We start from the raw sequence: 19,542 nt of genomic DNA on the forward strand, positions 1-19,542 counted from the left end.
TGGACGAGGTGGTCTTCGTCCGCGACGAGATGGCCAACCTGGTGTGGGCCATAGAGAAGACCGTCCTGTCCCCCGTCGGGGCCGGCATGCCGGAGGCGGAGGCCGGCCATGAGCTGCGCGACTTCGAGCGCGGACATGGCCACCCTCCCGCGCCACCACCGCCGGCCGAGGGCACCCACGTCCGATACGAGGTGATGACCTCGGTGCCGGAGAACTGGATCCCGATGGTCCCGATGCACCGCCCCGGCGACAACCGCGAGATCCAGCTTCGGCGAGCCGCCATGCCCCGTACCTTCGACGGCGACCCGTCCCCGCCCACCCCGGTGACGCTGGGTTCGGCGCGGCTCCCCGCCAGCGCGCCCGGCCCTCACATCGAGGGCTCCGCGCCCGGGGCCGGGGGGGTGGTCCTCGGCTCGCGGCGCAGCATGGCCCGCAGTCGCTTCTCGATCGGGTACTCGTACAGCCGGTACAGCCCCCACGACAGCAGCACGCTGACCACCAGGCCGGCCACCGCGTACGGCAGGTGCGCCCAGCTGGGCGGCGGGAAGTCGTAGAGCGACTGCCGGCCGAACGCGTGCTTGGCGATCGGGAAGAGCACCAGGAAGTGCACCAGGTAGAAGGCGTAGGACCACTGGCCGAGCGCCACCAGCGGGCGGGAGCCGAGCAGGCTGCGCCGACCGTCCAGGTCGTTGGTGGCCGCCGCCGCGATGAGCAGTGCGAACACCACGACGCTGCCCCGGTTGGCGGCCTCGGCCAGCGCGGTCGGCCACAGGCCCGAGACGGACCACGCCCACAGCAGCGCGAAGTAGCCGACCGTGATCGCGGTCGCCGCGCGCAGGCCGAGCGGGCTGCGCCAGCCGCGGCGTACGGCGGCGGCGATCACGATGCCCAGCACGAACTCGCTGACCCGGGCGATCGGCGAGTGGGTGGCGAAGTAGTACAGGTCGGAGGTGAACCAGTTCTCCGGGGTGATCTGCGGGTTGGCCAGCCAGAGCCAGACCCGAATGCCGATACTGATCGCGATGAGCACGGCGGCGATGACCACCATCTGGCGCAGCGTGCGCCGCACGATCGGGCGGACCACGAACGGGAAGACCGCGTAGAAGAACGCCTCGCACGACAGCGACCAGGAGACGGTGTGCGGCACGGTGTCGCTCTGGAACGACGCCGGGATCCACGCCTGCACCAGGAGCAGCGTCGCGACCGTCCACCAGACCAGCGAGGTGCCGCCCTCGGTGGGCCAGAGCTGGCCGCCGACGAGCAGCGCGACCGCCGCGACGGTGGTGATGAGCAGCGACGGCCAGATCCTGGCGAAGCGGCGCCAGTAGAACCTCGGCGCGGTGTCATTGTCGAAGAACGTCCAGGTCAGAACATATCCGGACAGGACAAAGAAGAAGGTGACCCCGGCGGTGCCGAGGATGAACAGCTCGTTGAGGTAGGGCAGCGGCAACAGGATCGCGACGTGGCTGAAGAACACGCCGAACGCGGCGAACCACCGCAGCCCGGTCAGCGACTCCAGTCGCGTCCTCGGCCTTCCCTCACCGGTGGCCTGCGACGGCCTGGCGGATACCGAGGTCATGATGTCTCCTCTGCGGTGAGGCCGGCCTGCGCGCGGCGCTCGTCGATGAGTGCCGCCTGCTCGCGGACCGTCGCGTGGCGCAGCAGGTCGGGCAGTTCCACCTCGACGCCGAACGCCACCTCGTAGCGCAGGCTGAGGCGGGCCAGGGTGAGCGAGTGGCCGCCGAGGTCGAGGAAGCCGTCGGCGGCGCCGATCTCCCGCACGCCGAGCAGCTCGCGCCAGATGCCGGCGACCGCCTCCTCGGTGCCGCCCCTGATCGGCACCTGGCCGCTCTCGTCGCCCTGGGTCTCGGGGCTGGGCAACTCTCCGTGGGCGATGTCGCCCCGCGCGGTCCTGGGCAGCTCGTCGAGGACGACGACCGAGCCGGGCACCTGGTATTCGGGCAGGTGGGCGGTGACCTTCCGCGGATCGATCCCGTCGCCGGCCAGGTACGCGACGAGCCGGTCGTGGCGCACGTCCACGATCGCCTCGACCACGCCGGGGCGGCCGGCCAGGGAGCGGGCCACCTCGTCGGTGTCCACCCGGAACCCGCCGACGGTGAACATCCGGTCGAAGCGGCCGAGCAGTTCCAGCGAGCCGTCGGGCAGGATCCGGCCCCGGTCCCCGGTGGCGGCGCCGCCGACGTGGATCTCGCCGGGTACGCCGGTGGCGCCGGGGCCCCCGGCCCGGCCGGTGACCTCGATCGGGGTGCCGGCCAGCGGGAGGCCGAGCGGGACGCCCCTGCGGGGTTCGGCGAGCGGGTCGATCCGGTGGGCCGCGGCCCAGCGCTCTCCGTACAGGGTCCAGGTGGGGACCTTCGCGGCCAGTTCCCGCGCGAGGGCGGCCGGGACGGTGGCCGCGTCGCAGAGCGCGGTGAGCGGGTGGTCCTCCGGCAGCGTGCCCTCGATCAACAGCCGCCGCCACGCGGCCGGCGGGGCGTGGACGACGGTGGCGTCGGCGACCAGGCCCCTCAGCTCCTCGGCGTCACCGGCGGCCTCGGGGGGCGCGATCACCAGGTGCGCGCCGGACGAGAGGGCCAGCAGCATGGCGTCGGCGAGCGCGCCGGAGGCGGGCGGGGCGAAGGTGAGCACGGTGCCGGTGGCGTCCAGGCCGATCCGCGAGGCCAGGTCGGCGACCCGTGCCAGACCCGCTTCCGGCTGACCGCCCTCGGCCTTGAGCCGGGCGTACCACCACACGGCGAGCTCGGGGGTGTCGGCGGCCGGCGGTTCGGCCCCCTTGCGCACGGCGGGTGCCAGGGCCTCGGCGCGCGCGTCGAGCTGGGCGTAGGTCAGCGTGCCGTCGACGGAGGTGATGGCGGGCGAGTCCGGTGCGCGCCGCGCCCGCTCGGCCAGGACGGCGGCCGGTTCCTCGGCTTCGCCGGTCTCGGGCTGGGGCTGGGGCGGTCTCGGGGAGGCGGGCAGCGCCAGGTCGCCGACCTGGCGGTCGGGCCGGGCGCACGCCTCGGTGAGCAGCAGTGTGAACTGCTCGGCGAGGACCTCGACGGTCGCGGGGTCGAACAGGTCGTCGTTGTAACCCCACAGGCCCGCCATGCCGTCGCCGTCGACGCTGAAGTCCACCATCAGGTCGAAGTGCGACACCTCGACGTCGGGCACGAACTCCGAGGCCCGCACGCCCGGCAGGTTCAGGAAGACGCCGTCGTTGTCGCGCACCCCGAGCCCCGCCTGGAACAGCGGCGTGTGGCTCCGCGGCCGCTGCGGGTGCAGCTCGCGGACCAGTTCCTCGAAGGGCATCTCCTCGTGGTCGTGGCCCTCGACGGAGGCGTGGCGCACCCGGCGCAGCAGCTCGCGGAAGGTGGGCTCGCCGCGCAGGTCGAGGCGGAGACAGATGATGTTGATGAAGCAGCCGACGAGCTCTTCGAGCTCGGGCCGGATGCGCCCGGCGGCGGGTACGGCGGTCACGATGTCGGCCTGGTCGGCGTGGCGCGACAGCAGCACGCCGTAGGCGGCCAGCAGGACGGTGAACGGGGTGGTGCCCTCCTCGCGCGCTATCGCGCGCACCGAGCCGACGACGTCCGCGGGTAGCCGGGAGCGGTGGAAGCGGCCCGCGCGGCTCCGGTGCGGCGGGCGGGGCCGGTCCGAGGGCAGGTCGAGCAGCCGGGGCACGCCCTCCAGGGTCCGCCGCCAGTAGTCGACCAGGCGCGAGCGCACCTCCTCGGTGCGCAGCCGCTCGCGCTGCCAGACCGAGAAGTCGGTGTACTGCAGCTCCAGTTCGGGCAGGGGGGCCGAGGAGGTGTAGAGGGCCTCGATCTCGCGCCCGACGATGCCGAAGGACGGGTCGTCGAAGACGATGTGGTGGAAGGTCAGCACGAGCACGTGGTCGTCGGGCCCCAGCCTGAGCAGCAGTGCCCGCCAGAGCGGCCCGTGCCGCAGGTCGAACGGGGCCAGGATGTCGTCGGCGGCCATCCGCGCCGCCTCGTCCTCGGGATCGGGCTCGCCGGCCAGGTCGACGGAGCGCAGCACCCCGGTGGGCGCGTCACCGACGCGCTGGACGGGCATGCCGTCGATCTCCTCGACGGTGGAGCGCAGGATCTCGTGCCGCCTGATCACCTCGCAGAGCGCCCGGTCGAGGGCTCCGGGGTCGAGGGGGCCGCGCAGTCGCAGGGTGGCGGGCACGTGGTAGAACCCGAATCCCGGATTGAACTTCTCGCCGAACCAGATGCGCTCCTGGGTGGAGGAGACCGGCACCCCCTCGTCGGGTATCGCGCGTCGCGGGATGCGATCTCGCTCGCGCCGCCGGCGGGCGATCAGGTCGTGCACATTGTCAGCGCCGTTGGAAATCGTCATTGGTTACCTCACGTCTGTGGGGTGCAGCGTGAATGCGGAATTTCGCGTCAGGATATGTCTTGATAAGTAAGCACATTCGCCCAGCATTGCGGAAAGGCGGCCAAACGGATATGGAGCTGCGAGGGGTGACGGCACTGGTGTCGGGGGCCGGTGGAGGGCTGGGCGCCGCCACCGCGCGCGAGCTCGCCGGGGCGGGCGCGCACGTGGTGGCGGCCGACACCGACACCCGTGCGGGAGCAGCGGTGGCGGGCGAGGTGGGCGGCACGTTCGTGGAGACCGACGTGACCCGCGCCGAGTCGGTCGAGCACGCCGTGGAGGTGGCCGCGGGACTCGGCGGGCCGCTGCGGGTGGCGGTGAGCTGCGCGGGTGTCGCGCCCGCCGCCCGCACGCTCGGCCTCGACGGCCGCCCGCACGACCTGGAGACCTTCGAGCGGGCGCTGGCGGTCAACGTGGTCGGCACCTTCAACGTGATGCGCCTGGCCGCCGCCGCGATGGCCGCGACGGAACCGCTGCGGGACGGCGAGCGGGGCGTGGTCGTCAACACCTCCTCCGCCGCCGCCGAGGACGGCCAGGCCGGTCAGACCGCCTACGCCGCCTCCAAGGGCGCGGTCGCCGCGCTGACCCTGCCGGCCGCCCGCGACCTGGCCTCGGTCGGCGTGCGGGTCTGCGCGCTCTCCCCCGGCCTGTTCGACACCCCGCTGTTCGAGGCGATCCCGCCGGAGTTCCGGCGCCCGCTGGTACGGCAGATCGTCTTCCCGCCGCGGCCGGGAACGCCGGCGGAGTTCGCCCGCGCGGTCCGGGCGGTGTGCGAGCTGGGCTACCTCAACGCGGCGGTCGTCCGCCTGGACGGCGGCCTGCGCCTGCCGAAATCGTGAATATCCCGCTGAACGGGTGAACAACCTCGGAATGCCCGGAGAGCGGCCCGCGCGATCCGTGAACGCGGTGGAAATCGTGAACCCCAGGACGTCTCGCCGGCGGGATGCGGGGTAGCGTCACCGTACGTTTCCATGGTCACCGATCGAGGGAGATGGAGAAATGCTCACCCCACCCGACGGAATGCCGAGAATCACCCCCGTCATCTTCTACGCCGACCTCGAAAAAGCCATCGAATGGCTCATCGAGGCGTTCGGATTCGAAAAGCGGAAGGTGCTGAAGGACGACGACGGCTCCATCGTGCACGCCGAGCTGTCGTTCGGCGAGGGCGTCGTGCAGCTCGCCGGGACGAGTGACGGCCGCAGGCATGAGCCGCAGGGCGAGGGCGAGCCACGCCAGAGCCTGTACGTGTTCGTCGACGACGTGGACGAGCACCACGAGCGCGCGAGGAAGGCCGGGGCGGTGATCCGCGACGAGCCGGACACCCGTTTCTACGGCGACCGCAACTACACCACCGAGGATCTGGAAGGCCACCACTGGGTCTTCGCCCGCCGGGTCGAGGAGATCCCGTACGACGAGATCGACACCCCGTGAGCGCCGTGGAACAGGTCAGGGAGCTGTACGAGCGCTACCCCTGCCCCTCCCTGACCGTCGGCGACGACCTGATCCTGGATCTGGCGCTCGGTATCGGCATGGTCGTCAGGGACAAGACCCTGGCGGGCAAACGGGTGCTGGACGCCGGGTGCGGCACCGGCCACCAGCTGCTCGGGCTCGCCTCGCAGTATCCGAAGGCGAGCTTCACCGGGATGGACCTTTCCCGGTCCTCGCTCGACGTGGCCGAGGAACTGCGCGAGCGCAACGGGCTGACCAACGTGGAGCTGGTGCGCGGCGCCATCGGCGGGGACGGGTTCGATGGTCCCTACGACCTGATCGTGATGACCGGGGTGCTGCACTGCCTCGACGACCCCCGCGCGGGCCTGGCCTGGCTGGCCGAGCGGCTCTCCCCCGGCGGCCTGATGTACCTGTGGCTCTTCCACAGCTTCGGCGAGCACCAGCGGCTGATCGACCGCGAGCTGGTACGGCTGCTCTCAGGCGGCGACACCGGCGAGGAGGGCCTGTCGGTGGTGCGCCGGCTGGGCCTGGGCCGCTCGGCGGGCCGCTACGGCACGCACTCCTCGGCGACCGGCGACCCGCGCGACCAGGATGTGCTGGACGCCGACGCCTACCTGCACCCGGTGATGCGCACCCACCGCTTCGGCGACGCGGCCCGCCTGTTCGAGGGCCTGGACGGGATCGGCTGGGTCGCGCTGAACGGCGTCAACTGGGACGGCGGCGGCAAGATCCTGGACCTGGGCCGCCGCCACCCCGCCTCCCCGGTCTTCCTGTCGGACGCCGACCTGTTCGACGACGAGGAACTGCTGGCCCGCTACGCCGCTCTGCCCGCCGCCGAACGGGCCGCGGTGCTGGAGCTGCGCCTGGCCCCGACCGGCTTCACCATCGTGGCCGGCGCCCCGGGGGCCGAGGAGCTCTGCGAGTCCAGGATCGCGGGCAACGTCCTGCGCAGAAACCACTAAGACGAGTCGCACCTCCCCCGACCAGGCGGACATCACCCCCATCCGGGTTGACTTCCGTCATTCCCTACCTAAATAATAGAAAAAGCCCACATCGCCCGATTCTCTCGGGCGATGTGGGCGGCTCACCTGTCAGTTGCCCGAAGATCCCGCCACAAACGGCCCGTGTCCATGGAGTCGTTTCGTGCTGCCCGGAAACGGCCGTCTCCCGGCCGACGCAGCCGAGACCGACCCGCCGCGTTCCTTCTGCTCGTCCCGCCGACGTGGGCGACAGAGGAACATCACGCTCCGCTTTGGTCAGAAGAAACAGAGTCTCATGCACAAAAAGAGGAATCCCAGCATCCGGCGAGCACTCGTGGCGTTCACCGCCGCGGTCGTCGCGGGAAGCCTTCTCACCGGATGCTCGTCGGACAAGGACGGCAGCGGCTCGCCGAAGGACGTCTCCCTCAAGGTCGGCATCGCGACCCAGTTCTTCCAGATCGCATGGGACGAAGGACAGAACCGGCCCGAGTACCGGGTCGACTTCAGCCGCTTCGACGGCGCGGGGCCTGTCTTCGAGGCGTTGGGCGCCAAGTCCATCGACTTCGGCTTCGGATCCGACCTCTCGATCGTGTCCTCGCAGGCGAACGGCGCCAAATTCAAGATCTTCGCGGTGGCGAAACCGAACCCCGACTGGCTCCGTCTCCTGGTTCCTCGGAACTCGGCCGTCCAGTCGCTGAGCGAGCTCAAGGGAAAGAGGATCGCCGTCGTCCGGGGGTCGGCCGCCCACAGGTTCGTCGTCGGCGAGATCGAAAACCTCGGACTGGGCACCGACGACTTCGAGCTGGCGTTCCTGTCGACTCCCGACGCGCAGGCGGCGTTCCTCCGGGGCGACGTGGACGCGTGGGCGTCCTGGGAGCCGAACTCCGCACAGGTCGAGATCGGCAACGGAGCGCGCCTGATCCAGACGGCCACCGAGACGACGGCGGGCAACATCTACTTCGCCGCCAACCAGGGCTTCTTCGAGGGCGACCGGCACAGGACGGACGCGACCAAGGACTTCCTCAAGAAATTCATCGTCGGGCTCAACAAGCAGAAGGCCGACACCGGTAACTGGGCCAAGGTGCTGGCCGAGAAGATCGACCTTCCTCTCGATGTCGCCACCCAGTTCGCGAAGAACTACAGCTTCACCTTCATCCCCATCGACGACTCCGTGAAGAGCGACTACACCGAGACGGCGAAGGTGCTGCAGGAACAGGGAATCATCAAGAACGCACCGGACGTGGCCACCGCGTTCGACGAGATCGCGAACGAGGCCGTCATCTCCGCCAACGGCGAACAGGCCGCCAAGTAGACCGCGGGTCCCGGCTCGCAGCCCGTTCACCGGAAAACGAACGACTTGCCTTCGGCGCATCCGCCAGAGAGAAGTTCCAAAGAAGTGACCATCACGGCAAAGAAGCCGACCGTGCGTCATGAATCAATTCTCGGAATCGTCATTCCGTTATCGGCGCTGGTACTGTGGCAGCTGCTCGCCTCGCTCGGCCTCCTTGAGGATTTCCTGCCGGCCCCGGTCAGGGTCGGCCAGGCCCTCGTCGACCTCGTCTCCGACGGCCGGCTCGCCGACGCCCTGCTGATATCGCTGCTCCGGGCCGTCACCGGCCTCGTTCTCGGGGTCGCGATCGGGTCGGCCCTCGGCTGGTTCTGCGGGACCAGCCTGCTGGGCTCGGCGCTGCTGAACCCGACCCTGCAGGCGTTGCGCGCCCTGCCGGTCCTGGCCCTGGTCCCACTGTTCATCCTGTGGTTCGGTATCGGCGAGCTCTCGAAGATCTTGATGATCGCCATCGCGACGATGTTCCCGATCTATGTCAACGTCATGTCGGCCGTTTCCAACGTGGACAGGAAATACCTGGAACTGGCGTCGACCCTGAAACTGTCCCGCTGGCAGGTGCTCAGGAGAATCCACCTGCCCGCGGCACTGCCCGCGTGGTTCGTCGGCTTTCGGTATTCGAGCGGCTTCGCGCTCGTGATTCTGGTGATCTCCGAACAGGTCAACGCCGATTCCGGGCTGGGTTACCTCATGACGGAGGCCCGAACCTACTACCGGCTCGACGTCATCATCGTCGGAATCTTGATCTACGGAATCCTGGGCGTGCTCGCCGACCGTGGTGTGGCGGCGTTGGAACGTCGGGCACTCCGCTGGAACGACGCTGTGGTGAAGGCGTGAGGAATGTCGACAGATAGCGTGACCGGCGCCTCCGCGCGGCCGGTCGTCAACGTCAAAGGCGTGTCGAAGGCGTTCGGGGACAACCAGGTCCTCGACAACGTGGACATCGAGATACCGCCTGGCGAGTTCGTCTCGATTCTGGGCAGGAGCGGGACAGGGAAGAGCACCCTGTTGCGCATCATCGCCGGTCTGGACACCGAGATATCTGGAAATATCACCGTACGAGCCGATGCCGGGGTGATGTTCCAGGACGCGCGGCTGCTTCCGTGGCTCTCCGTCGCCGACAACATCGTGCTGGGCTCCGGTGTCCGGCCGGACGACCCGACGGTGCGGGAACTGCTGACCAGGGTCGGGCTGGACTCCGTCGACCCCGCCGCCTGGCCCAAGACCCTGTCCGGGGGGCAGTCGCAGCGCGTCGCGCTGGCCCGGGTGCTGGTCCGGACACCGCGGCTGCTGCTGCTCGACGAACCCTTCGGCGCCCTGGACGCGCTCACCCGCATCCGCATGCAGCGGCTGCTGGGCGACGTACGGGAGAACTACCACCTCAGCGCGTTCCTGGTGACCCATGACGTGGAGGAGGCGCTGGTGCTCTCCGACAGGATCGTCATCCTGGACGGCGGAAAGCTGATCTTCGACGAGATCCTGCGCCTGCCCGCACCGCGAGAGAGAACATCGCCGGACTTCACGGCGAAAAGAAACGAGCTGTTGAGACTCCTGGGTGTCGCGTAGTCCGCGAGATTCCCCAACATCACCATCGACAGGGAGACCCCGAAGTGGCGAGGAAACGCCTCATCTTCAACGCGTTCGTGTGCCCGTCGCCAGGGCATGTCAAGCCCGGCCTGTGGCCGCACGACCTGCCGGGCAACGAGCTGGCCGACTTCGACCGGCTGGACACCTGGATCAGACTGGCGAGAAAGCTGGAGGAAGGCCGCTTCGACGGGCTGTTCATCGGCGACGTGCTCGGGCTCTACGCTCCGTACGGGGGCAACTGGGACGTGTTCGTGCGGGACGGCAACCGCTTCCCGATGCTGGACTCGCTCATCCTCGCCTCGACGTTGGTGCCCGAGACGCAGAACCTGGGACTGATCCTCACCGCCTCGGTCATCCAGGACCACCCCTACTCGCTGGCCCGGCGCATCGCGACGCTCGACCACTTCTCGAAGGGCCGGGTGGGCTGGAACATCGTCACCAGCTCGACCGAGAACGCCCACAGGAACTACGGCGCCGACACCATCGTCAACCACGATGAACGATACGAATGGGCCGAAGAGCACGTCGACGCGGTGCTGAAGCTCCTGGAAGGCAGCTGGGAGGAGGGGGCCGTCGTCCGGGACACGGCGCGGAGGATCTACGCCGACCCCGGCAAGGTGCACCGGATCAACCACGAGGGACGGCACTACAGGGTCGAGGGCCCGCTCATCGTGCACCCGTCACCTCAGCGCGTGCCGACCCTGTTCCAGGCCGGCTCCTCGCCCCGGGGGATCGACTTCGCCACGAGGTTCGCCGAAGGCGCCCTCCTGCTCAACAGCCTGGAGGGAGCCGGAAACGTCATCTCCGGCCTGCGGCAGGGCGCCGCGAGGCACGGCCGGCGGCCTGAGGACATCAAGATCCTGGCGGCGCTCACCTTCGTCGTGGGAAGCACCGAGCGCGAGGCCAAGGAGAAGTGGGAGCAGTACGAGGACCTCATGAACCATGAGGCCCTGGCCGCCGAGGTCGGCGGGAACATCGGCATCGACCTCTCGAAGCTGGACATGGACCACCCGATCGACTACTCGAACGCGCAGGGCGGCATCGGCAAGATCATCGCCGAGGCGAAGAAGTACCGGAACGGTGTCATCACCAAGCGCCAGTACCTGCAAGGTGTCGCCCGGGAGACCACGATCGTCGGCACGCCCGAGCAGGTGGCCGACCGGCTGGAGCAGTGGCAGGATGCCGGCATCGACGGCGTCAACGTCATGAACTACCTGATTCCCGGGACGTACCACGACTTCGTCGACCACGTCATTCCGGAACTGCGGTCGCGTGGCCTCGCGCAGACCGAGTACAGCCCCGGCACCCTCCGGGAGAAGCTGTTCGCCGAAGGCCCGCACCTGAACCGCAGGCACCCCGGGTACGCGTATCGCGGAGCCTTCACCGCACCGTTGTGATCGACGGGTGTTTCCGCCGCGCCCGGGGCGCCGGCGCGTGGACAGGGTCGAGGTAAGGGATCGCACAGCATGACAACCGAACGGCACCCCCCGGGCCCGAACCGGTCGCCGCACGGCGGCCTGTTCGTGTCGGCCGACGAGCTGGCGAGGCTGCTCACCGGCGACCGGCCGCCGATCGTCCTTGACGTCCGGTTGGCGAACGACGGGCCGGACGGGCGGCCCGAGTACGCGGCGGGACACATTCCCGGCGCGGTCTTCGTCGACGTGGCGGCGGATCTGCAGAGCGAGCCGGGCGGCCTCGCCGGCAGGCGCCCCCTGCCGGACATCGCACGGTTGCAGTCCCGGGCGCGGGAGTGGGGCGTCAACGACGGCGATGCCGTCGTGGTGTACGACAGCGCCTTCGGCACGAAGGCCGGCCGTGCGTGGTGGGTGCTGCGGTGGGCGGGGGTGGCCGACGTCCGCCTGCTCGACGGCGGCCTCAGCGCCTGGGCCGGGCGCGGACACGAGGTGAGCACGGTCGAGCCGGCGCCGCCCCCCGGGACCGTCACCCTCAGCGCCGGCCACCTGCCGGTACTCGACGCGGACGGAGCGGCCGAGTACGCGGCGGCGGGCAGACTGCTCGACGCGCGGGCCCCCGAGGTCTACCGGGGCGAGCCGGCCGAGCCGGGGCGGCCGCGCACCGGGCACATTCCCGGGGCGATCTCCGCGCCGACGCACGGCAACCTGACCGCCACGGGACTGCTCGCCGACGAGGACACCCTGCGCCGGCGGTTCGTCGGCCTGGGCGCCGACGGGACCGCGCCGGTCGGGGTCTACTGCGGCGGCGGGGTCTGGGCCGCGCACGAGGTGGCGGTGCTGGCCGGCCTCGGCATCCCGGCCGCGTTGTTCGTGGGCTCCTTCTCGGCATGGGAGGCCGACCCACGGCGCGAGGTGACGGTGGGGGACGATCCGGGCCGCTGACCTGATCGAACCGCCCCGGTGGAGACCTCCGGCATTGGCCGAACCGGAGCGGCACCGGCTCGAAATCTCCTCGGACGCGAAGAGCAGACCGGCCGGGCCGCGGGCGCGTTGACCGCGCACGGTGTCGGCGTGAGCGACATGGTCGCGAGGAACGCCTCGGCCATGCCGCCGACCGTACGGACGCGGTGTCAGCCGGGTGCGCACGGCGTGCCGGGCGGCATTACCCGGCCATCGCGTATCCGGGCTCCGGGCGCGGGATCTGTTATCGAGGCCCTGAGGTGCCGCCGGTAATGCCGCAGGTAACTGAGCCCGGCGACGCTCCCCCTACCGCGTCGGGGAACCAACACCGTAACGAGCCAATGGGGCATCGCCATGACGAACAGAACATACCGTGCCGACCGGACCCGACGGCTCACCACCGTCGCAGCAGTGGCGTCAACACTGGCGCTGACCGCAGCGTGCTCAGCCACCCCGGACGACGGGACGCCCGCCGCCTCCACCGCCTCCGCCACCTCGTCGGAGGCGGCCTCGCTCAAGCTCGTCGGCATCCTGACGGTGTCCGCGCCGTCGGTCGGGTTCCCGGACCAGGCGGCGGCGATCGAGGCCGCCGTGTCGGCGGTGAACGAGGCCGGCGGCATAGCCGGCCGCAAGGTCGAGTTGACGGTCTGCAACGACCAGGCCGACCCGAACGTGAGCGCGAAATGCGCCCAGGACGCGGTCGGCCAGGGCGCGATCGCCGTGATCGGCGGCCTGTCGGTCGGTGGCAGCGGCATGGTGCCGGTGCTCGAACAGGCCGGCATCCCGCTGCTCAGCCACCCGATCAACCCGCTCGAGTTCGCCAGTAAGATCTCCTGGCCGATCCCCGGCGGCACGCCGGTCTCGTTCAGCGGGGCCGCGATCGGGCTGGTCAAGACCTACGGCTGCAAGAAGGTCGACGCGATCACGCAGTCGCTGCCGTCCTCGATCGCCTCGGCCGACTTCGCCGACGCCGGGTTGAAGTCGCTGGGCATGAACCTGAACGCGAAGATCGCGGTGCCGACCACGAACGCCGACTACGGGCCCCCGGTCGCCCAGGTCGTGTCGAACGGCGCCGACTGCGTGGTGCTCGCGCTCCCGCCGGGCGAGGCCGGCAAGGCGATCGCCGCCCTGGGCTCCGGTGCGCCGGGCGTGAAGGTCGGGCTCGCCGCCGCCTCGCTCACTCAGGCGTTGATCGACCAGGTGGGCAAGGCCGCCGAGGACGTGCTGCTTTCCGACTCGTTCCTGCCGGTGAACAGCGACGAAGCCGGCATGGTCGCCTTCCGTGACGCGATGACGAAGTACAAACCGGACGCGAAGCCGACGTCGGCCGGTGTGGTCGTGTGGTCGGCGGTGGCGGCGGTGAAGGCGGCGGCCGAATCCGTCCAGGGAACGATCGACGCCGCGTCGGTGCAGGAGGCGCTGGGCAAGCTCAGCTCCGTGGAGACGGGAGTCGGACCGGCCCTCAATCTCACCTCACCGCTGGGCATCAAGGACTTCGAGCGCATCCTCAACACCAACGTCGTCACGTACACGGTCAAGAACGGCACCTACAGCGCCGCGGCCGAGCCGTTCGGCGTGCTGGACGCCCTCAAGGAAAACGGGTGATCCAGGCCGAGGACCGGGTGACGTCCGACCCCCGGCCGAAAGCCGAGCCGATCCTCGAGGCGGTCCGCCTCGAGGTCGGCTACGGCCACCTCCCGGTACTGCACGGCCTGTCGCTGGCGGTGCGTCCGGGCGAGATCGTCGCACTGCTGGGTGCGAACGGCGCAGGCAAGACCACGACCCTGATGGCCCTGGCCGGAGTCCTGACCCCGATCTCCGGCTCGGTCCTGCTCGACGGCCGGCCCGCGCCGGAAGGGGCACATCGCAGGTCCGCCGCCGGCATGGCGTTGATCTGCGAGGACCGCTCGGTGTTCATGGGCCTCACCTGCCGCGAGAACCTCCGCCTCGGCAGAGGGAGCGTCGAGGAGAGCCTGGCGCTGATGCCCGAGCTGGAACCGCTGCTGGACCGCAAGGTGGGGCTGATGTCCGGTGGCGAGCAGCAGATGCTCACCCTGGCACGTGCGCTGGCCGGTTCACCGAAGGTGCTGCTCGCCGACGAGCTGACGCTCGGCCTCGCCCCGCTGATCGTGGCGCGGCTGCTCACCCGGCTGCGCGCCGCCGCCGACCGAGGCGTCGGCGTGCTCATCGTGGAGGAACGGGTCAAGCGTGCCCTTCAGGTCGCCGACCGCGTCTGTGTACTGCGACGAGGAGAGATCGTGATCGAGGGTACGGCGGCCGAGATGGGCTCGCGGCTGGCCGAGATCGAGGCCAGCTACCTTTCCGCGGCGGCCGACGACCCGACAGCCGCGAGCGGAGGCCGCGACACATGAACGGCGCCATCCAACTCGCGCTGGTCGGAATGACCTCGGGGTCGTTGCTGGCGCTGACCGCCCTCGGCATCGTGATCGCGTACCGCGGCTCCGGCATCATCAACTTCTCCCACGGCATCGTAGGGACCGTGGCGGCGTTCGCCTACTGGGAACTCAACGCGGGTCTGGGCCTCTCTCCCGTGCTGGCGGTGCCCGGCGCTCTGCTCGCCGCCGCGCTGTGCGGATACCTGACCTACCGGCTGGCGATCCAGCGCATGGCGCGCACGTCGGCGCTGAGCCGCACCATCGTCTCCCTGATCGTGCTCGTCGTCGTGCAGTCGGGGCTGACGTTGCGCTACGGCGCGGACGAGCGCATCGTCCAGTCGATGTTCCCCACCGACCCGGTGTCGTTGTTCGGGATCCACCTGGGCCAGAACCGGATCATCACCTTCCTCATCGCCACCGCGCTCGTCGTCCTGCTCACCGTCTGCTACGGCCGGACCCGGTTCGGGCTGGCCACTTCGGCGCAGGCGGAGAACCCGATCGCGTCGGCGGCCCTGGGCATCTCCCCGGTCAGGATCGCGACCACCAACTGGGTGATCGGTTCGGTGTTCGCCGGCATCGCCGGAGTCCTGCTCGCTCCGATCGTCGGTGTGCAGATCGTCACACTGACCCACCTGATCGTGCCGGCACTCGCCGCCGCGTTGATCGGCGGCCTGCGCTCGTTCCCGCTGACGTATCTCGGCGCCCTGCTGATCGGGGTGACCCAGGCCGAGGTGACCCGGTACGTGGCCACGCCCGGCTGGGCGGACGCCGTGCCGTTCCTGCTGATCGTGCTGGTGATGGTGTGGCGCGGCGCGGGCGACCGGATCCGTTCGGCCATCGTCGAACGCCGGCCCAAGGTCGGCGACGGACAGGTCCGTCCCCTCATCCTCCTCGCGCTCGTCGGCGGCGCGATCGTGCTGCTCACGACGGTGTTCGGGCTGCCGTACGTCACGGCCATGACGATCACCTGCACGTACGGGATCATCCTGCTGTCCAGCGTCGTCATCACCGGGTACACCGGGCAGCTCTCGCTCAGCCAGTTCAGTTTCGCCGGCATCGGCGCGGTGCTCACCGGCCTGCTGCTGACCGGCACCGGGATGCCGTTCCTCCTGGCGATCCCGCTGAGCCTGGTCGGGACGTTCGTCGTCGGCGCGCTGCTCGGTGTGCCGCTGCTGCGCACCCGCGGCGTGAACTTCGCGGTGGCCACGCTCGGTTGCGCCGTGGCGATCCAAGGGGTGCTGCTGCAGAACCCCACGTACTCCGGCGCCTACACGCCCCTGCCGAACCCGCTGGAGCTGTTCGGCTGGCGCATCGACTCACTCGCCCACCCCGAGCGATGGGCGGTCGTGTGCCTGGTCGCATTCGTGCTCGCCGGTCTCGTGGTCGCGAACGTCCGGCGCGGCCGGGTCGGGCGCCGCATGATCGCGGTCCGCACCAACGAGCGGGCGGCCGAGTCCGTCGGGTTGAACCCGTGGCGGGTCCGGCTCTACGCGTTCGCCCTGTCCGCGGCGATCGCCGCGCTCGGCGGGATCCTGGTGGTGTTCCGGCAGCCGACCATGGTGTTCGAGCGGGGGTTCCTGGCCTTCGACTCGATCCTGGGGCTGTCCTACGTCGTGCTGGGCGGTATCGGGTACATCGCCGGCCCGTTGCTCGGTGGGCTCGGGCACCCCGGCGGTTTCATCTCCACGCTGCTCGATTCGGACAGCGCGACGATGCCGTTGTGGATCGCCCTCGTCGGAGGCGTGCTGTCCATCTGGTACCTGCAGGTACGTCCGGACGGAGCCGCTGAGGGCCTCGGGCGGCACATCCACCTGCCTCGGCCTCGGCGCCGCCGGGCTCGGGCGGGCACCTCCATGAGCACCGGCCCGGCCGGTCGCGTTCCCGAGCGGGCGCTTGAGGGCGAAGGACTGACGGTGGCCTTCGGCGGCGTGGTCGCGGTCGACGACGTCTCGCTGCGCGTCGGCCCCGGTGAGGTCGTCGGGCTCATCGGGCCGAACGGCGCGGGCAAGACGACGTTGATCGACGCGATCACCGGTGCGACCAAGCCGAAGTCGGGCACGGTCACGCTCGACGGCAAGCCGATCGGGTCGATGCGCATGTACCGCCGGGTGCACGAGGGCATCGGGCGGTCGTTCCAGAGCCTTGAGCTGTTCGACGACATGACGGTGGCCGACAACCTCAAGGCGTCGGCCGACGCGCGGTCGAGCAGCGTGTACCTGACCGACCTGGTCTGGCCGCGCCCAACGGCCTTCACCGCCGGAGCACTCGCCGCCGTCGAGCTGTTCGAACTCGGCCCCGACCTCGACCGGCTGCCGACCGAGCTGCCGTACGGCCGTCGCCGGCTGGTCGGCATCGCCCGTGCGGTGGCCGCCGAACCGTCCGTCCTCTGCCTCGACGAGCCGGCGGCCGGGTTGAGCTCGACCGAGTCGGCCGAACTCGGCACCCTGCTCCGGCGGCTCGCCGACGAGCGCGGCATGGGTGTGCTGGTGGTCGAGCACGACATGGAGCTGGTGATGCGGGTGTGCGACCGGCTGATCGTGATGGAGCGCGGGCGGGTCATCGCCGACGGGACGCCTGCCGAGGTACGCCGTGACCCGCGGGTCATCGCGGCCTACCTCGGCGACGAGACCGAGGCGCAGAAGACCGAGTCGCAGGAGACCGAACCCGCGCGCGAGAGAGAGGAAGTCGAGCAATGAGGTCCGACGATCGGATCGAGGCCGCGCTCGCCCGCGCCGTCGAGCTGGGCGAGGTCGGTGTGCAGGTCGCCGCCTACCTCGGCGACGAGCTCATCGTCGACGCGTGGACCGGCGTCGCCGACCCGCGGGACGGCAGGGCGGTCGACGGTGACACCTTGTTCCCCGTGTTCTCGGTGAGCAAGGCGCTCGTCGCCACGGCGATCCAGCTGCAGTGCGAACGAGGGCTCGTGGACATGGAGCAGCCGATCGCGACGTACTGGCCGGAGTACGGCAGGCGCGGCAAGCAGGGCATCACCGTCGGCCACGTGCTCACGCACTGCGCCGGCGTTCCGCACATGCCGCCCGGCCTGGACGCCGGCGGACTCGCGGACCAGGACGCGATCACCACCTGGCTCGCGGACGTCGAACCGCTGCACCCGCCGGGTGAACGCTCCATGTACCACTCGATCAGCTTCGGGTACATCCTCGGTGAGGTCATCCGCCGCACCGACCCGAGCCACCGTCCCTACGACCGGTTCCTCCGCGAGGAGCTGTGCCTGCCGATCGGCGCCGACGACGTCTGGGACGTGCTCCCGGCGGAGCACGAGCACCGGGTCGCGCGGCTGACCTGGGGGCCGAACCCGCCGAAGCGCGCGCCGATGACCGGGGTTCCGCTGCTGTCGATGCCGCCGGAGATCCGCCCCGACGCCGACCGCTGGAACGATCCCCGGTTCCGGTCGTCGTCGATCCCGGCGGCCGGCGCGGTGATGTCGGCCCGCGCCGGTGCGCGGTTCTTCAGCATGCTGGCGAACCGCGGCGAGATCGCCGGCCGCCGGTACATCGCGGCCGACCGCCTGCTCGCCCTGACGTCGCCGCGGCCGAACGCCGACGAGTTCGACGAGGTCTACCAGGGAACCACCTGGATCGGCACCGGCGGCTACTGGCTGGGCGGGGAGTCTCCCCCGGCCGACCCGCTGCTCGGCCGTTCGACCCGGGTGCTCGCCCACGCCGGGGTGGGCGGATCGATGGGATGGGCCGACCTCGCGACCGGGCTGGCCGTCGTCATCACCCACAACCGGATGTTCCTCGGCGCCCCGCCCGGCGCCGAACCGTTCGTCCCGCTGGCCGACGCCGTGCGCGCGGTCGCGGGCCTGGACTGAAGGAGTGACCGCGATGGAGTACCGGCCGTTCGGGCGGACCGGCGTGCGGGTGAGCGCCCTGGGCCTGGGGTGCTGGATGTTCGGCGACCGGGCCGACGAGGCCGAGTCGGTCCGGATCATCGACAGGGCGCTCGACCTCGGCGTCAACTTCTTCGACACGGCGAACAACTACGGCGGGGCCCCCGGGCGCAGCGAGTCCGTCGTCGGGGCCGCCCTGGCGAAGCCGTCCAAGCGCGATCGAGTGGTGATCAACACCAAGGCGTACATGCCTGTCGACACCGAGGATCCCAACGGGCGGGGGGTGAGCCGCCGGCACCTGATCCGCCAGTGCGAGGCGAGCCTGCGGCGGCTGCGGACCGACCACGTCGACGTGTTCACCCTGCACCGGTTCGACCCCGACGTACCGGTCGACGAGCCGTTGCGCGCCCTGGACGACCTGGTGCGCGCGGGCAAGGTCCGCTACCTGGGGGTGAGCACCTCCGCCGCGTGGCAGGTCGTCGAGTCGCTGTGGGTGGCCAAGGAGTTCGGCCTCAACCGGATCGTGGCCGAGACCCCGCCGTACAACATCCTCGACCGGCGGGTCGAGCGTGAGCTGCTCCCGATGGCCGCGACGTTCGGGCTCGCGGTGAACCCGTGGGCACCGCTGGGCGGAGGGGTGCTCACCGGCCAGTACCGGCGCGGCGAGCCGCCGCCCGCGGGCAGCCGGTACGGCGCGGGCGGCGTGCTCGCCGGCTTCGCCGGTGACCGGTTCAGCGAGGCCGTGTTCGACGTGCTCGACGTGCTGCGGGCGATCGCGGCCCGTCATGACGTGACCATGGCCCAGCTGGCCTTCTCCTGGGTCTTACGGCAGCCCGGCGTGACGAGTGTGCTGTGCGGGCCGGAGCGGCTGGCCGACCTCGACTCGTGCGCGGGGTCCGCGGCGATCGAGTGGACCGCCGAGGATCTGGACGCGATCGACGCGGTGGCCCCGCCGGGCGACAAGGTCGCCGGCTGGTACGAACCGATCGGCGGCCCGCGGTTCCGGCCGCATCCGGGCAGGGTCTGACCGGTACCCGCTCATACCGACGCGAGCGGCCGGGGTTAGGCCCGGCGCGCCCGTCAACGCCGGTTAGTCAACTACTGGAAATCACCCAGAACGCGGACCAGCCCCCCGCAAGGGCGAGAGCCTCCGCTAACC

Annotated in this window: 15 protein-coding genes; 13 read left to right on the top strand and 2 right to left on the bottom strand. The window is 70.6% G+C overall.

Features of this window, described 5'->3' with window-relative positions:
• Positions 1-367: 367 nt before the first annotated feature.
• Both AB0J58_RS11195 and AB0J58_RS11200 read right to left on the bottom strand, forming a co-directional pair.
• Positions 368-1,579 carry an acyltransferase gene (locus tag AB0J58_RS11195; protein ID WP_364213399.1) on the bottom strand — a complete coding sequence of 404 codons (1,212 nt, stop codon included), beginning with the start codon at positions 1,577-1,579 and terminating at the stop codon, positions 368-370.
• Positions 1,576-4,362 (bottom strand): condensation domain-containing protein, encoded by a 2,787-nt coding sequence (locus AB0J58_RS11200; RefSeq protein ID WP_364213402.1) that lies wholly within the window; start codon positions 4,360-4,362, stop codon positions 1,576-1,578. Before AB0J58_RS11200 ends, AB0J58_RS11195 begins: the two co-directional genes overlap by 4 nt.
• A gap of 110 nt (positions 4,363-4,472) precedes the next feature.
• Here AB0J58_RS11200 and AB0J58_RS11205 point away from each other — a divergent pair, with 110 nt between their 5' ends.
• The 13 genes from AB0J58_RS11205 to AB0J58_RS11265 all read left to right on the top strand — a co-directional run bounded on the left by AB0J58_RS11205 (position 4,473) and on the right by AB0J58_RS11265 (position 19,410).
• Positions 4,473-5,237 (top strand): SDR family NAD(P)-dependent oxidoreductase, encoded by a 765-nt coding sequence (locus AB0J58_RS11205; RefSeq protein WP_364213405.1) that lies wholly within the window; start codon positions 4,473-4,475, stop codon positions 5,235-5,237.
• Between the two features lie 160 nt (positions 5,238-5,397).
• Complete coding sequence (locus tag AB0J58_RS11210; protein ID WP_364213408.1) at positions 5,398-5,829, top strand: VOC family protein; 432 nt, start codon at positions 5,398-5,400, stop codon at positions 5,827-5,829.
• Positions 5,826-6,809, top strand: coding sequence for a class I SAM-dependent methyltransferase (locus tag AB0J58_RS11215; protein WP_364213411.1), 984 nt, complete (start codon positions 5,826-5,828; stop codon positions 6,807-6,809). The genes AB0J58_RS11210 and AB0J58_RS11215 overlap by 4 nt, the downstream gene beginning before the upstream one ends.
• A gap of 313 nt (positions 6,810-7,122) precedes the next feature.
• The gene (locus AB0J58_RS11220) at positions 7,123-8,139 is read left to right on the top strand and encodes a PhnD/SsuA/transferrin family substrate-binding protein (protein ID WP_364213414.1); all 1,017 of its coding nucleotides are present in this window, start codon (positions 7,123-7,125) and stop codon (positions 8,137-8,139) included.
• A 45-nt stretch (positions 8,140-8,184) separates the two neighbouring features.
• Positions 8,185-9,009: an ABC transporter permease gene (locus AB0J58_RS11225; protein WP_364213417.1), complete on the top strand. Its 825-nt coding sequence runs from the start codon at positions 8,185-8,187 to the stop codon at positions 9,007-9,009.
• A 3-nt stretch (positions 9,010-9,012) separates the two neighbouring features.
• A complete protein-coding gene (locus AB0J58_RS11230) occupies positions 9,013-9,738 on the top strand; it encodes an ABC transporter ATP-binding protein (RefSeq protein WP_364213420.1) in 726 nt (241 codons plus the stop codon).
• A 44-nt stretch (positions 9,739-9,782) separates the two neighbouring features.
• Entirely contained in the window at positions 9,783-11,156 is a 1,374-nt protein-coding gene (locus tag AB0J58_RS11235; RefSeq protein ID WP_364213423.1) for an NtaA/DmoA family FMN-dependent monooxygenase, read from the top strand.
• A 69-nt stretch (positions 11,157-11,225) separates the two neighbouring features.
• Positions 11,226-12,116 (top strand): sulfurtransferase, encoded by an 891-nt coding sequence (locus AB0J58_RS11240; RefSeq protein ID WP_364213426.1) that lies wholly within the window; start codon positions 11,226-11,228, stop codon positions 12,114-12,116.
• A gap of 372 nt (positions 12,117-12,488) precedes the next feature.
• Positions 12,489-13,739, top strand: a complete 1,251-nt coding sequence (locus AB0J58_RS11245) for an ABC transporter substrate-binding protein (RefSeq protein WP_364213429.1) — start codon at positions 12,489-12,491, stop codon at positions 13,737-13,739.
• On the top strand, positions 13,736-14,506 hold the full coding sequence (locus AB0J58_RS11250) for an ATP-binding cassette domain-containing protein (RefSeq protein ID WP_364213432.1): 771 nt from the start codon (positions 13,736-13,738) through the stop codon (positions 14,504-14,506). Before AB0J58_RS11245 ends, AB0J58_RS11250 begins: the two co-directional genes overlap by 4 nt.
• Entirely contained in the window at positions 14,503-17,226 is a 2,724-nt protein-coding gene (locus AB0J58_RS11255) for a branched-chain amino acid ABC transporter permease/ATP-binding protein (protein ID WP_364213435.1), read from the top strand. The genes AB0J58_RS11250 and AB0J58_RS11255 overlap by 4 nt, the downstream gene beginning before the upstream one ends.
• Complete coding sequence (locus AB0J58_RS11260) at positions 17,223-18,365, top strand: serine hydrolase domain-containing protein (RefSeq protein ID WP_364213438.1); 1,143 nt, start codon at positions 17,223-17,225, stop codon at positions 18,363-18,365. Before AB0J58_RS11255 ends, AB0J58_RS11260 begins: the two co-directional genes overlap by 4 nt.
• Positions 18,366-18,378: 13 nt before the next feature.
• A complete protein-coding gene (locus AB0J58_RS11265; protein ID WP_364213441.1) occupies positions 18,379-19,410 on the top strand; it encodes an aldo/keto reductase in 1,032 nt (343 codons plus the stop codon).
• Positions 19,411-19,542: the final 132 nt, after the last annotated feature.

It is taken from the genome of Streptosporangium sp. NPDC049644, from assembly GCF_040675205.1.
Lineage (GTDB): Bacteria > Actinomycetota > Actinomycetes > Streptosporangiales > Streptosporangiaceae > Streptosporangium > Streptosporangium fukuiense.